Annotated in this window: 13 protein-coding genes; 5 read left to right on the top strand and 8 right to left on the bottom strand. The window is 51.3% G+C overall.

The window, feature by feature from the left end; all coding sequences use genetic code 11:
• Window positions 1–15 precede the first annotated feature (15 nt).
• Together MCJ35_RS25570 and MCJ35_RS32360 are read left to right on the top strand one after the other, a co-directional pair.
• A complete protein-coding gene (locus MCJ35_RS25570; protein ID WP_008723134.1) occupies window positions 16–1,368 on the top strand; it encodes an APC family permease in 1,353 nt (450 codons plus the stop codon).
• Window positions 1,369–1,465: 97 nt separating this feature from the next.
• Window positions 1,466–2,359 carry a DMT family transporter gene (locus tag MCJ35_RS32360; RefSeq protein WP_008723133.1) on the top strand — a complete coding sequence of 298 codons (894 nt, stop codon included), beginning with the start codon at window positions 1,466–1,468 and terminating at the stop codon, window positions 2,357–2,359.
• An 8-nt stretch (window positions 2,360–2,367) separates the two neighbouring features.
• Here MCJ35_RS32360 and MCJ35_RS25560 read toward each other — a convergent pair whose 3' ends face one another.
• The 3 genes from MCJ35_RS25560 to MCJ35_RS25550 form a co-directional block, all read right to left on the bottom strand.
• Entirely contained in the window at window positions 2,368–4,197 is a 1,830-nt protein-coding gene (locus MCJ35_RS25560) for a 5'-nucleotidase C-terminal domain-containing protein (protein WP_025484619.1), read from the bottom strand.
• Window positions 4,198–4,394: 197 nt separating this feature from the next.
• The gene (locus MCJ35_RS25555; RefSeq protein WP_353656131.1) at window positions 4,395–4,874 is read right to left on the bottom strand and encodes a dehydroquinate synthase/iron-containing alcohol dehydrogenase family protein; all 480 of its coding nucleotides are present in this window, start codon (window positions 4,872–4,874) and stop codon (window positions 4,395–4,397) included.
• Between the two features lie 42 nt (window positions 4,875–4,916).
• Window positions 4,917–5,696: a PepSY domain-containing protein gene (locus tag MCJ35_RS25550; protein WP_025484622.1), complete on the bottom strand. Its 780-nt coding sequence runs from the start codon at window positions 5,694–5,696 to the stop codon at window positions 4,917–4,919.
• A 166-nt stretch (window positions 5,697–5,862) separates the two neighbouring features.
• Here MCJ35_RS25550 and MCJ35_RS25545 point away from each other — a divergent pair, with 166 nt between their 5' ends.
• The 3 genes from MCJ35_RS25545 to MCJ35_RS25535 are packed head-to-tail and all read left to right on the top strand — an operon-like array spanning window position 5,863 to window position 9,050.
• Window positions 5,863–6,537: a response regulator transcription factor gene (locus MCJ35_RS25545; RefSeq protein ID WP_008723128.1), complete on the top strand. Its 675-nt coding sequence runs from the start codon at window positions 5,863–5,865 to the stop codon at window positions 6,535–6,537.
• Window positions 6,534–7,931, top strand: coding sequence for a sensor histidine kinase (locus MCJ35_RS25540; RefSeq protein WP_025484623.1), 1,398 nt, complete (start codon window positions 6,534–6,536; stop codon window positions 7,929–7,931). The genes MCJ35_RS25545 and MCJ35_RS25540 overlap by 4 nt, the downstream gene beginning before the upstream one ends.
• Window positions 7,932–7,946: 15 nt before the next feature.
• The gene (locus MCJ35_RS25535; protein WP_240299699.1) at window positions 7,947–9,050 is read left to right on the top strand and encodes a PepSY domain-containing protein; all 1,104 of its coding nucleotides are present in this window, start codon (window positions 7,947–7,949) and stop codon (window positions 9,048–9,050) included.
• Window positions 9,051–9,189: 139 nt separating this feature from the next.
• On the opposite strand, the gene murA is transcribed toward MCJ35_RS25535, so the two are convergent.
• The 5 genes from murA to MCJ35_RS25510 all read right to left on the bottom strand — a co-directional run bounded on the left by murA (window position 9,190) and on the right by MCJ35_RS25510 (window position 13,933).
• Complete coding sequence (murA, locus tag MCJ35_RS25530; RefSeq protein ID WP_008723125.1) at window positions 9,190–10,482, bottom strand: UDP-N-acetylglucosamine 1-carboxyvinyltransferase; 1,293 nt, start codon at window positions 10,480–10,482, stop codon at window positions 9,190–9,192.
• Window positions 10,483–10,752: 270 nt separating this feature from the next.
• Window positions 10,753–11,835, bottom strand: coding sequence for an ABC transporter substrate-binding protein (locus tag MCJ35_RS25525; RefSeq protein WP_025484628.1), 1,083 nt, complete (start codon window positions 11,833–11,835; stop codon window positions 10,753–10,755).
• Window positions 11,836–11,849: 14 nt separating this feature from the next.
• On the bottom strand, window positions 11,850–12,566 hold the full coding sequence (locus MCJ35_RS25520; protein ID WP_025484629.1) for an ABC transporter ATP-binding protein: 717 nt from the start codon (window positions 12,564–12,566) through the stop codon (window positions 11,850–11,852).
• Complete coding sequence (locus MCJ35_RS25515; protein ID WP_008723122.1) at window positions 12,553–13,323, bottom strand: ABC transporter permease; 771 nt, start codon at window positions 13,321–13,323, stop codon at window positions 12,553–12,555. The genes MCJ35_RS25520 and MCJ35_RS25515 overlap by 14 nt, the downstream gene beginning before the upstream one ends.
• Entirely contained in the window at window positions 13,313–13,933 is a 621-nt protein-coding gene (locus tag MCJ35_RS25510) for a hypothetical protein (RefSeq protein ID WP_025484630.1), read from the bottom strand. The genes MCJ35_RS25515 and MCJ35_RS25510 overlap by 11 nt, the downstream gene beginning before the upstream one ends.
• Window positions 13,934–13,959: the final 26 nt, after the last annotated feature.

The following is a 13,959-nucleotide window of genomic DNA, read 5'->3' as shown; positions in this document are numbered from 1 at the left end:
CATAGGAGGGTCATTATGAGTGAATCAAAAACATTAACAAGTACCAAAGATCTTGACCGCGTTCTGGGAAAGAAGGATTTCTTTGCCATTGCTGTCGGACAGATCATAGGCGCAGGTATCTTCTCTCTTCTTCCGCAGGCCATCGGACTGACAGGACGTTCTGCAAGTATTGCATTTGCAATTGCCGCCATCATCACACTGCTGAAACTGGCCCCCAGATTATTTGTCCTGGGAACCGTCCGCATGAGAGGCGGCAGCTACACATACATTGCCCTTCTCTCCACCAAGATGCTGGCCGGGGCTTACCTCATCATACACATCTTAAGTAATATATCCCTCTCCATGTATGCACTGTCCATCGGTGAATATTTTGGCCAGGCCGTGCAGGGAATCAATGTCCGCGTGGTAGCAGTCATCATCCTTACCCTTGTGATGATGGTCAACATAATCGGTGTTAAAAACGCATCCATTGTCCAGCAGGTACTTGTTGTATGCCTCATGATTGCCCTGGCCGTATTTACTGCATTTGGTATATTCCGCGTTGACTTTACGGCCTATGTACAGCCACAGGGATTTCTCACGGACGGCCCCTTAGGCTTCTGCAGCGCGGCAGCCATCCTGACCTTTGCCTGCGGCGGCGCACAGAATATCATCAATTTCTCTGCCGAGGCAAAGGATCCCACTAAGGACATGCCATTTGTAATCATACTCTCAACTGTTGTTGTGGCTATCTTCTATGCATTCATGGCAGTGGTTGCCACCGGTGTGCTTCCCATTGATGTAGTACAGGGACAGCCCCTTTCATTGGTAGCTGCCGAGATACTTCCAGGGCCTCTCTATGTGTTCTTCCTGATTGGCGGCGCCATGTTTGCCCTTATGACCACCTTAAACGCCCAGATGGGCTGGTGCACAAAGCCATTGCTTCAGGGCTGTGTGGACGGATGGCTGCCGAAAAAATTCGGCGCAATCAACTCCCGTTTCAAGACCCCCCACAACCTTATCCTGTTCTTCTACCTGGTTGGACTGCTGCCATTGATTTTCGGTTTTAACATGAACACCATCTCAGGTACCGCTGTCTTTGCATCCAATATCATGGACGTACTGCTGGCAATTTTCGTGTTCCGCCTTCCTCAGGTCATTCCCACGGAGTGGAACCGTTCACGCTGGCACACTTCCACCAGTGTGCTTTGGTTCTGGACCATTGCGGGTACCCTGGCAAGTATCTTCGGGGCATACATGAGCCTTCGTACCATGACATGGCCCAAGATGGCTGTGAATCTCTGTGTATGCGTGGCTGCCCTCCTGTTTGGATATTTCCGTGAGAAGAGCGGAAAAGTAGATATGGAAGTAAGTTACGAAGCCCAGTAACCCTCCAAAGACATATAAGACAAATGGAGCATGACTCAGATGAGTTTATGCTCCATTCCTATGGTAAAATTATAATCTAACGAATTGAGGAATAAACGTGCTATATACTTTAACCGCTATCCTGTCAGGTGCCTTCATCGCTTCCCAAAGCAGCTGCAACGGCCTGTTATTCCCTGCCTTGGGAATCATCGGCGTGGGCTTCATAAGCCAGTCACTTAATGCCCTTACCATCTTTCTGTATCAGCTTATGGCAAAAGGCAGATTCCCCTCCTTTAAGGGAATCCCGCCCTATGCCACCTTAGGCGGCATCACCGGTGTCTTTGTCATCGGATTTACCGGATTATGCGTCAACATACTGGGTACTGCGGTCACTGTCTGCCTTTCAGTCGCAGGCCAGCTTATCATGTCTGCGGTCACTGACCATTACGGATGGCTTGGCGCAAAAAAGGTGCCATTTAACCGTCTTCGGCTTTTGGGGTTTGCACTTATCATTGCAGGCATATTCATCATCAACAGCGCGGGGCTGGCAGATATACGGCTGACAGGCAGCTATCTGGCCCTGACCGTATTACTTCTGCTGGCCGTTATCCTGGGATGTTTTACCGTAATCACACGCATGCTCAGTTTTCTGGCCTGCCAGTATGCAGGCCTTCTGAATGGCTCTCTTGCCAATGTTGCTGTGGGCGGAGCCGCTTCCTTCATCCTTTACCTTGCCATATCCGGCTTCCGTCTGGATTTGGCTGCATTTACCATGTCCAATCCGGCCGGATACCTGACCGGACCCCTGGGCGCGCTTGCCTGTGTACTCAACACGGTTGTATATGATAAGCTGAAGATATTTAAGGCAACCATCCTTATCATCATCGGACAGATAGGAACAGGAATCCTTACCGACCTGTTCCTGATAGGCAGCCTGCCCCCGGGCAAGCTTGCCGGAATTGCTGTCGTATGTATGGGAATTGCCGTTGACAAACGCCTGACCCGTCAATAGTCCCCATACTACTGAATCTGAATCCTCCCCTGCCCCAGCGGATCCGCATAATCCGCGGTCACTGCACCGCCCAGGCTCCTTATGTAGGAGGAAAGGACATCCACGTCCACCATTACATCATCCTTAATCACATTGCATCCGCTGAACATGGTCATGCCGTCGCCGCCAGACTTTAACATATAGTTGTGGGAAGCAACCGTATAGGTCCGGTTCAAATCAATGGGTCCGCCGTTTACCATGATATCCTTTACCCTGTAAGGTCCGTCCACACTTATGAAATTCCCCTTGTCATCCAGCCTTACACTGGACTTAACCGAAGTATCAATGGTGTAGGTAAGCCCGGACACCTGAAGGAATCCGCCGCACTCCTCCGGATAATCCCTGGAGGCCATCTCCAGCGCATCCTTTATCTTCTGGCCTGTTGCCTCAATGACACAGCCCATGTTGCCGAACGGGAATACTGCCAGGGTATCGTTATAGGTGATATTGCCAGGCTTTATGTCGGTCCTGATACCGCCTCCGTTACTCAGGCCGATGTCAGCCCCAAGCTGTACCCGGTAAGCATCCGCCGTCAAATCCCCCAGGTTTGTCTCCCCGCTTCTAATCCTGCGCTTTCCGTCAGCCGGATCATTCACTGTCAAGAGATACGGGGTAGTGCCAAGAACCACCTTAAGTGTCTCGTTGTACTGGTCCTGGATTCCCTTGATGAACCGGTCCGTATTGTAATCCATTGCCCTGCCGTCCTCATTTATCAGACTGCTTCCCGGAATCAGAAGACGCATGCCTGGCTTAAGCACATTGGCATCCCTTATCTTATCCAGATTATTGTTGTAGATATCAATCCATCTGTCATAAGAGCCCAGCTCCCGCTTGGCAATCCGGCTGAGGCTGTCATTTTTCTGTACCACATATTCCCTTGCGGTGCCCATGGCCGGAACCTCTGATACCAGCTCTGATACGATGGTCCCATCGGTCCTGATGGTCAGCTTGCCGATATTATTTAGCTTTGTACCTGTCTGGGTAATGATTACATCCCTTCCGTCCCTGCTCTTAACTGTCATGGATGGGGTTGTCTCATGGGAGTGGCCGTCAATGCACACATCAATCCCGGTTGTGTTCTTAATGATATTGACGGAACTCCATCTGTCCGTAACGCCTGTCTCCCCCAGATGGCCCACCAGTATCACATACCCGGCCCCCTCATTCCTGGCCGCATCCACGCTTGCCTGAATCTGGTTGTAAAGCCCCTGTCCGCTTTCATCTTCGCAGAAGGAATAGATATAATTACCCGCACTGTCCTGGAAATACGCAGGTGTGGACTTGGTAAAGCTCTCCGGAGTGGAAACGCCTACATAGGCAATCTTCGTATCGCCGTATGTCATCATCTTATAAGGTGCAAATACGGTTGTGCCTGTTACCTTGTCCATGAAGTTACATGCATAGTAGCCGCAGTTAAGCCTGCCTGCCAGGTCTAAGAACCGGGCCATTCCATAGTCAAATTCATGGTTGCCCGGAACAGCCACATCGTATCCCACGTAGTTCATGATATCAATCAGATACCCACCCTCTGACAGCGTACCGATGGGCGCGCCCTGTATGGCATCCCCGGCATCCACAAGGGTGACATACGGTGTCTGCTGCTGCATCTGCTTCTTGTACAGGGCAAGTCCGGCATAGCCGATGTTGTCATCCACCCCGCAGTGGACATCATTGGTATAAAGCACCACAATGTCCTGGTCCGCGCCAAAGGCAGTGACCGGCATACCTGCGGTCAGCGAACATATCATTGCCATGGCAAGCAGAAGTGACAGCAGCCTTTGTTTCATTCTTTCTTTCATGGGTTTCCTCCTCTCATACTTGAACCTTTAACAGTTAATTTTACTATAACATAAACCTTTGGTACATGCCACTGGTTACAGGAAATATTTTCCTGCCATATTTTCATGTACTTACAGATGTTAACGGGCACACTCCCTCTTTTTTTATCTTTCATTTAAAAAACGGCCCGGGAAATCTTCCCGGGCCGGCTATGTGTTCAGCCTGCTGACATAATTAATATATTCCTCACATCTTCACGGTCCAGCGCAGTGATTCCTCCAATGGTCTGGTTCCCATTGCGGAAGTTAATGTGGTCCAGCATTGTCTCAAAATCACAGTCATTGATACCTGCTTCCTTTATGCTGACAGGAAGCCCCAAGGAGCGGAAGAAATCCTCGGTGGCGGCAATCCCCGTAAGGGCTGCCTGCTCCGGTTCCATTTCCCTTGATACTCCAAATACTTCATATGCATATCTGGCAAACCGATTCATATGGTTTTTGTATACATACCTCATCCAGGAACCCATGACCGCGCTCAGAGTCACGCCATGGGGCGTATCATAAAGCGCGCTTAACTCATTGCCGATTTCATGGGTGGCCCAGTCCTGAATCCTGCCGATTCCCACGGTTTCATTGTGGGCAATGGAGGCAATCCACATGACCTGCGCCCTGTTTCCGTAATTATACCCAAAACCGATTCCCCATCCAGTACCTGACTTGCCTGTCTTTTAACCGTCCTGTTAATCATCCTCCACATCCCAGTCCACAATCTCCCCTGTCCCGGCATCAATCTTAAACTCATACTCCAGGCCGCCTGATACGAACTCGCCCTTATATATCAGCCTGCCGTCATCCCAGTCCTGTTTTGCTTTGGTGAAGGTTGCCTGGGAAGCCTTGACCCCGGCCCGCTTCAATGCTATTTCCTTTGCCTTCCCCAACGTTATTTTCTTAGTATCCCCGCCTGACCCGGCATCCTTGTCATAGTGCCTGGCATCTTGTTCATAACTTAATATTTTTCCTGAAACAGGATTAATTTCATAATCGAATTCCCTGTTATCATCCGTGACAAACTCCACCTCGTAAACCTGACGCCCATCCTCATAATCCAGTTTGGTTTTGACAAATGTTACCTCTGATACAGAGAATCCGGCGTGTTCCGCTGCAATTTTCTTCGCCCGCTCCGGCTTAATGTAAGAATCCTTCTGTCCATCCCTGCCATTGGAACTGACGTTTGCATCATACTCCGCCTTTATGATCCTTCCGGATGACACATCAATCTCATATTCATACTCTTCCCTGTCCCTGGTGTGGAATTTCACCTCATAAATCGTTTTCCCATCCTCATCATCCAGCTCTGCCTTGATAAATGGGATTTTCTTTTCAGATACCCCTGCATGTTCCATGGCAATCTCCCTGGCCCTGGCCTCCGTGATATCCGCTGCCAGTACATCCATGGTTGTGGGTATGAATAATACCCCGATTGCAAACGCGGTTCCCATTACTGCTGCTATCTTCTTCATATCATATCCTCCTGTTCATATTTTGATATGGATTTTGTTCTGTTAATGATATTTTAAAATTTAAATATTAAAATATCATTAGAAGATATGAATCATACATTTTTTTATGTATAATGTCAGCAACAGACATGATACGGCTAAAGGCAATGGACTAAAGGAGGGACGTATGAGGATATTAGTTGCTGAGGACGAACGCGATATGAACCGTCTGATAACCAGGACCCTGGAAAAAGAAGGTTACGGGGTGGATTCCTGCCATGATGGGGACGAGGCCCTTACTTATCTTGAAAGCGCGGATTACGACGCCGCAATCCTTGATATCATGATGCCCCGGCGGAACGGATACGAGGTTTTAAAACGCCTGCGCAGCCTGGGCAAAGAAACCCCGGTCCTGTTCCTCACTGCCCGCGACAGCATTGCGGACCGGGTCGCCGGACTGGATCTGGGGGCGGATGATTATCTTATCAAGCCCTTTGATTTTGATGAACTGCTTGCGCGGATCCGGGTGCTGACAAGAAAGCGCAGCACACACAGGACCAGTGTCATTGCAATCGGTGACCTGAGAATCGACACGGGCAGCCACTCCGTTGTCAGGGGCGCGCGCGCCATCGAACTGTCCTCCAGGGAATATGCAATCCTTGAATATCTGGCCCTGAACCAGGGCAAGGTGCTGTCCAGGGAACAGATTGAGAACCATGTGTGGAACTTTGACTACAGCGGCGGCACCAACGTGGTGGATGTCTATATCAGCTACCTGCGCAAAAAGATTGACAGCGGGGAAGGAAAGAAGCTGATCCGCACGGTATGGGGCACAGGCTGGATGCTGAAGGAGGACGCATGAACAGGATATCCGGAAGGCGGAGGAAGGTCAGGCCAGGCATGTCGGTCAAGCTTAAGATAACCCTATGGTTTACCGCCTTCATGACCATCATCTCCGGTATCTGCCTGATTCTTATACTGACCATTGACAGCCAGGTTGCCAGGAACCAGGCATACAGCCTCCTCTCTGACACGGTCAGGGAAAATGTTGGCAAGGTGCGTCTGACCGGCAACCGCCAGCTTGACCTGGATCAAGATTTCAGTTTTTATAAAAATGGCGTCTACATTTTACTGTACAATAAGAACAAGGCCCTTCTGTCCGGCCAGACCCCGCCCTATTTCCCCGTGGACGCAGAACTGGAAAATGGCGTCACTAAGGCGGTTTCCGGCTCAGAGGACGGCTTCTATGTGTTTGACCTGTGGGTTCCCTCCGGTTGGGAGGACGGGGTGTGGATCCGCGGCACGATCCAGCGCCATAACAGCAGCCAGGAAGCCGGAAGCATACTGTCCATGTTTTTCCTCATACTTCCCTTTATCATCCTCTCAGCCTCCCTTGGGGGATATCTTATCGTCAGAAGGGCCTTAGAGCCAATAGAACAGATTACAAAGGCAGCAGGCAGTATTACCGAGGGGCGGGACCTGACGCGCCGTATCGGTCTTACCAGAGGCTCAGACGAGGCCCTGCGCCTGGCCAACAGCTTTGACCATATGTTTGAACGCCTGGAACACTCCTTTGAAACAGAAAAACAATTTGCCTCTGATGCATCCCATGAGCTGAGGACCCCAACCGCCGTCATCCTGGCCCAGTGCAGTTATATCAGGAAATACGCAGGAAGCGAGGAAGAGTACCTGGAAGGTGTTGCTGTCATTGAACGGCAGGCGCAGAAAATGTCCCTGCTCATAAACCGGCTCCTGGACATGACACGGCTGGAATTCGGCACCAGAAAGCTGGCAAAGGAAGATACGGACGTCAGCCTGATGGTGGAAACCCTGTGTGAGGAGCTGGATACCGGCGCCAGAGGCATTTCCCTGGAACGGGACATAAAGGAACATCTTCACGCCCAGGCAGATGCCCATCTCCTCTCCAGGGCCATCATGAACCTGCTGGAGAATGCCCGCAAATACGGTAAGGATAATGGCCGCATCCGAGTAAAACTCCATGACAGCGGGGATAATCTCATACTGGAAGTGGAGGACGACGGCATCGGGATTGCCCCGGAACACCAGGAGAAAATCTGGCAGCGTTTTTACCAGGTAAACAGCTCCAGACAGGCTGGTTCCGGTCTTGGCCTGGGCCTGTCCATGGTCAGGCAGATTGTACGGCTCCATGACGGGGATATCAGCGTAAACAGCAGGCCCGGGGTGGGAAGCTGTTTTACCGTAGTCCTTCCAAAAGGCGAAAAACCTGTTGTATAACCGAAAGGAGATCATATGAAGCATGAACATTTACTGGCCTGCCTGATTCTCTCCATTACTTTGGCCATATCCGCCTGCGGCTCAGATGACCGGGAGTCGGCTGATTATATAGGAATTGAATCCGCAAAAGGGATTGCCCTCAGGTCCGCGGGCCTGTCATCGGACCAGGCTGAATTCACCACTGCCGGATTGGATAAAAAGGATGATATCTTTTATTACCAGATTTGCTTTTCCTCCGATGGCAACGAGTACGAATACGCCATTGACGCCCTTACCGGAGTTGTGATACAGGGGCCTTTGGATTCCGGGATTCCTGTTTTGGCTGATGGGGGAGGGAATCCATCTGATTCATCCATGATTTCAGGGGCCAATTTGGACAACCTCAATCTTGAATCAGGTTCCGGTTCCAGTCCCGGCTCCGATCCCGATGAGGCATATGGCACCTCCCAGGCATATGGCTCCAACCAGTCACAGGTTCCTGGCAGTCCGCCCGGCTCCAACCAGTCACAGACAACTGGGAATCCGTCCGAATCCAATCACGCACAAGTACCTGGCAGTCCGTCCGGCTCCGCCCAGACGCAAACTCCCGGCAGCAATTCCGGTTCCAGCCAGCCCCAATCCCCCGCCCCCAATCCCGGTTTTGCGCAGCCCCCCGCCAATACCGGCACCGGCACAATAGACGAACAGCAGGCCCGCGATATTGCCATAACCCACTCCGGCATTTCCAGCCAGGACATCTCAAAAATTGAGGTAAAGCAAGATGACGATGACGGGGTTACACTGTACAAGGTAAAATTTAAAACCAACAGCAACAACGAATATGAGTACAAAATCGACCGTTCCAGCGGCCGGATCATCAGCTTTGACCACGACCTGGATGACCACAACCTCCAGGCCCCGCCGGAAGGCGCGGCCAGGATAGACCAGTCCCAGGCAATGGCTGCTGTCCTAGCCAGGGTGCCCGGCGCCAGTAACAGCGATATCTCAATCAAGCTGGAGGAAGACGACGGCAGGATGGAATATAAGGGCAGGATTAAATATGACGGCATGGAATATAAATTCAAACTGGACGCATACAGCGGCGCCCTGACCGAATGGGAGGCCGAACCAGAAGATTAATGTTGGAACATCCACTCCCGCCAGCCGCTCCGGTAATCCCAATCCAACGCATCCATCCAACACAAAAACGCAGGCTCCACACATAGAAATCCCTATGTGCAAAGCCTGCGTCCTTCACCTATCCTTCTATCCAACCGTCTCAGCCAACCCTCAGTTTAAACTTCTGAAGGTCCCTGTCCGAATCCACCTTTTCAATCATGGCGCCCAGTCCCTGGAGCTTTTCCTCAAAACATTCATAGCCCCTCTGGATATAACCGATCTCATCCACAACCGTATATCCGTCCGCTGCCAGTCCTGCAATCACCAGCGCTGCTCCCGCCCTCAGGTCAGGCGCATTGACCTGTGCTCCTGTCAGGCGTTTCACGCCGTCTATGACAGCCACATTGCCCTCAACCTTGATGTTGCTGCCCATACGGGCCAGTTCATCCACATACTTAAAGCGGTTCTCGAAAATGCTCTCCGTCACCATGCTTGTTCCGTTGGCAAGCACAAGGGCAACTGCCATCTGGGGCTGCATGTCTGTTGGAAAACCGGGATACGGAAGGGTCTTGATGTCCGTATGCCTCTGGGAAGGCTTGCCCACAACGCGCACCGCGTCGTCAAACTCAGCCACCTCGCAGCCAATCTCCATAAGCTTTGCGGAAATGGCTTCCAGATGCTTTGGTATCACATTCTTAATCATGATATCCCCTCTGGTTGCCGCAGCCGCACACATGAACGTACCTGCCTCAATCTGGTCAGGAATGATGGAATACTCTGTCCCGTGAAGCCTGTCCACACCCTTGATGCGGATGGTATCGGTTCCGGCTCCCTTGATATTGGCGCCCATACTGTTGAGGAAGTTGGCAACGTCAACAATATGCGGTTCCTTGGCAGCGTTCTCCAATATGGTCTGCCCCTCTGCAAGGGCTGCCGCCATCATGATATTAATGGTTGCGCCAACAGAAACCACATCCAGATAAATGTGGCTTGCCACCAAATCAATGGCATGTGCAATCACAGCGCCCCTCTCGATGATAACCTCGGCTCCCAAAGCCCTGAATCCCTTGATATGCTGGTCAATGGGCCTGCTGCCGATATTACAGCCGCCCGGAAGGGGCACCTGGGCGCTCTTATACTTGCCTAACAGTGCACCGATGAAATAATAGGATGCACGGATTTTGCGGATGTATTCATCATCCACAGATACTTCCTTTATGTTGCTTCCGTTAATCTTTACAGTGTGTCGGTCAATGCGTTCAACCCTTGCACCGATTTCCTCTATGGCCTCTAACAGTACATTAATATCCCGTACATCCGGCAGATTATCAATCAAAACGTCATCATCTGTCATGATAGAAGCGGCCAGAATACCCAGTGCGGCATTCTTGGCACCGCTTATGGTCACATCGCCCACCAGCGGGTTGCCGCCTTTGATTATATATTGTTCCATTCCACACCTCTGATATTTATTTAAACAAATCCCATATCCAAGGACAACATTCCTAAACAATTACGTAAAAATTTGTTCATATTTTATTTACATCTTTCTTAGATTATACCATAAGAATCAGATTTGTAAAGTAAAACGCAAATCCGGCGTACAGACCATGGTCTGTAAATCCCTTTTTTCCATCTGCCGTTCCAAAAGAAAACCCGGGATTCCCATCCGATTTCAAAATCCTCGGATGGGAATCCCGGGCACTGGTTCCTTTGCCGTATATTACTGGATAAACAACGTATTTACGTCCAATGGCGCCTCAATCATATCTGACTCCAGCATGAAATCAGCTGTCTTCTGGAACCCTTCCTTATCCTCCTCACTGATATCCATGGAGAAGTCATAATATCCATACATTTCCTGTACCGCTTCCTCATCCAGGTCCAGTTCCTCTGCCACGATTTTCAGGGTTTCCTCCTGGTTATCCTTCATGAAGGCAGCAATCTCATCCTGGGCTTCCATGAACCGCCCTATCACATCCTGGTTCTTCTCATAGAAGTCCTCCCTTACAGCTACCGCAATGATGGCCTTGATAAGTCCCTCACCGTCGGCAACCATATGATACCCCTGCTGCCTGGCCTGGTAAGCAGTTGCTCCTGCAATCAGGGCCACATCCACGCTGCCTCCGTCCAGGCCCGCCTTTGCATCAGGAATCCCCATATTCACATAATTCACATCCTCAATGGTCAGCCCTCCCGTGGCCAGATAGGCCACCAGAAGCTCATGGAGATTGGTTCCCGCAGGCCCGGCAATGGTCTTGCCCTTCAGGCTCTCAGGCGTGGTCAGGCTGTCATCCTTTGAATACATACAGAATGCCTTAGGCGACCTGCTGTACATGTTCAGAACCTTGATGTCCGCCCCATTGGCGGCCGACAGGATGACCGAGGTTGCCCCAACCGCGTAAAGGATCTGCACATCGCCGGATGCCAGGGCCTGGGTCTGGTCCGCGCCGGAATTGATTTCCGCATATTCCACGGAAATGCCCATAGCCTCAAAGTCCTTCTCAAAAATCTTCTGGTTCTTCTCAATGATACTGGGGACATTTAACGGCGATACCACATAGGTCAGCACCAGCTTGTCAATGCCGCTTGCGACCTTCTGACCCTCTTTCCCGGCTTCCCCGGCGGTTTCAGGCATATCTGCCCCGGTGCCCTCTTCCTGCGCCTTATCCTCTGCCTTATTCCCTGCCTGTCCTGTCTGTGCCTCAGTTACTGCCGCGGTGGTTGCCGCGGTGCCGTCCGCGCATCCCGTAAGGGCCGTAACCCCCATGCACAGTGCCAGTCCAAATGCCATGAATCGTTTCATAATACATATCCTCCTCATTCAGTTGTATTTAAGTTATTTATAATATCCCTTTTCAGGGAAATAAACAGATCATCCAGCAGGTTCCGTTCCCCCGCTGTCTCAGGGACCTGATACTGGGCCTTGACCAGCCCGTTCTCAATCACCACGATACGGTGTCCCAGAAGCAGGGCCTCGTCAATGCTGTGGGTCACGAACAGGATACTGCTGCCCTGTCCCCCCTGAACCCGCAAAAGCTCCTTCTGCATCTGTTCCCTTGTAAAATAATCCAGGGCAGCAAATGGCTCGTCCATCATGATGAAGGACGGCTCATAGGCCAGCGCCCTGGCAATGGCGGCCCTTTGCTGCATTCCACCGGAAAGCTGGGACGGATATGCCTTCTCAAAACCGCAAAGCCCCACGGCAGCGATGATAGATTCAATCTTCTCCTGATCCTGGTCCTTTTTTTCCAGACCGAAGGTGACATTGTTCCACACATTCAGCCATGGCATAAGCCGCGGCTCCTGGAACACGAATGCGGTCTTATGGGACAGTCCATACCGTATTTCCCCTTCATCCACCTGTTCCAGACCGCCTGTCAGGCGCAGGAGCGTGGTCTTGCCGCATCCGCTGCGTCCCAGGATTACCGTGATGTGCTTCTCCGGTATCTGAAGGCTGATTCCATTCAGGACCTTGACAGGCCGTTCATCCACCACATATTGTTTGTGTACGTTAATAAGCTCAATTCCAGCCATTGTCACAGGATCCTTTCAATAATTTGCTGATTACCAGTCCAAAGATGCGGTCCGTTGCATATCCCACTGCCCCGATGACCAGGATACCCACGATAACCTTATCCGTCCTGGACATCTGCTGGGCAAATAATATCATATGCCCCAGTCCGGTGGACGCCGCAACCATTTCCGCACCGATGATTGCCCTCCAGCTGTATCCCAGGCCGATGCGCATGCCCACCAGGATGTCCGCCGATGCATACGGCAGCACGATCCGCAGGAATTTCCTTCCTCTGGAGTATCCGAACATGTCCCCCACCTCCAGAAGCTTTTTGTCACACCCGGTAAATCCCTTCACAATATTCAGATACATCGGGAAAAAGGACGCCAGCACGATAATGACTGTCTTCGTCGTCTCCCCAATCCCGCACCACAGGATCAATAAAGGAATCATGCTCAATGGCGGCACGTTGCGGAAGAACTGGACCACATATTCATAGTACCTGCCCGAAGCAGGCAGCAGCGCCCGCAGCATCCCCAGACAGAACGCCAGCACGAATGCAATGGCAAATCCCTTCATGACCCGGATGAAGCTGATATAGATATCCTTCCAGAGCTCGCCGGATACCAGCATCCTTAAAAAGCCCTGCAGTACCTTGGACGGAGGAGGAAGCACATAGGCGCTGAATATCCCCCATCTGCACACCATGTACCACACGAGAAGGACAGCGCCTATGCCGATGACCGGCGCCGCCGCATCCTTCCATCTATGTTTCATCCATTACCACCCCGTCCCCGTTATGGCAGCCCTTATGGCAGTACAGCATTTCCATAAGCCGCACTTCCTTCCATCTGCCGCTTTTCATATACGCTTCAATCTCCTCTTTCCCGGTCAGGCTCTGTACCCGCTCCTCCATCCCTGCAAAGAACCCGGGCGGGATGGGGCTTGCATGAAGCTGCTTTCCCTCCGGTCTCTGCCCCAGCTCCTTTAACAGGGCGTTCCACGTGATGAACCGTGTATTGGGAAGCCTTAGGGAATTTCCCATATCTGCCAGGGAAACACATGGCGTGGTTATGATCTTCTCCCCATTCCTTAAATCTTCCCTGCTGCTGATTTCCCTTGCACAGTGAATCAGGATTGGTTCAATCCCAGCCTCCCTCACGCCGTCCTCTGCCATGGATTTCACTAATTCACAGGCCATGGGGCACCGTGCATCCGCCACCGTATCCCTGCATCCGTCCAGCATTTTCCTGTACTTCTCCTTCACTTCCCGTCCCCAGTCCGTCCTGCACCAGACACGGGTAAACCCATGTTTCTGTAAGAACCCATCCAGGACCGGCTTCCCATACATGCTTTCCGTCACTGGATTTATCCAAATATATTTCAATCCTCTTTCTCCTTATTTGCAAGTTA

Origin of the sequence: Enterocloster sp. OA13 (assembly GCF_022440595.1) — a bacterium.
Taxonomy (GTDB): Bacteria; Bacillota; Clostridia; order Lachnospirales; family Lachnospiraceae; genus Enterocloster; species Enterocloster hominis.
The sequence above is the reverse complement of the archived record's forward strand: the minus strand, read 5'-3'. Positions and strand labels throughout refer to the sequence as shown.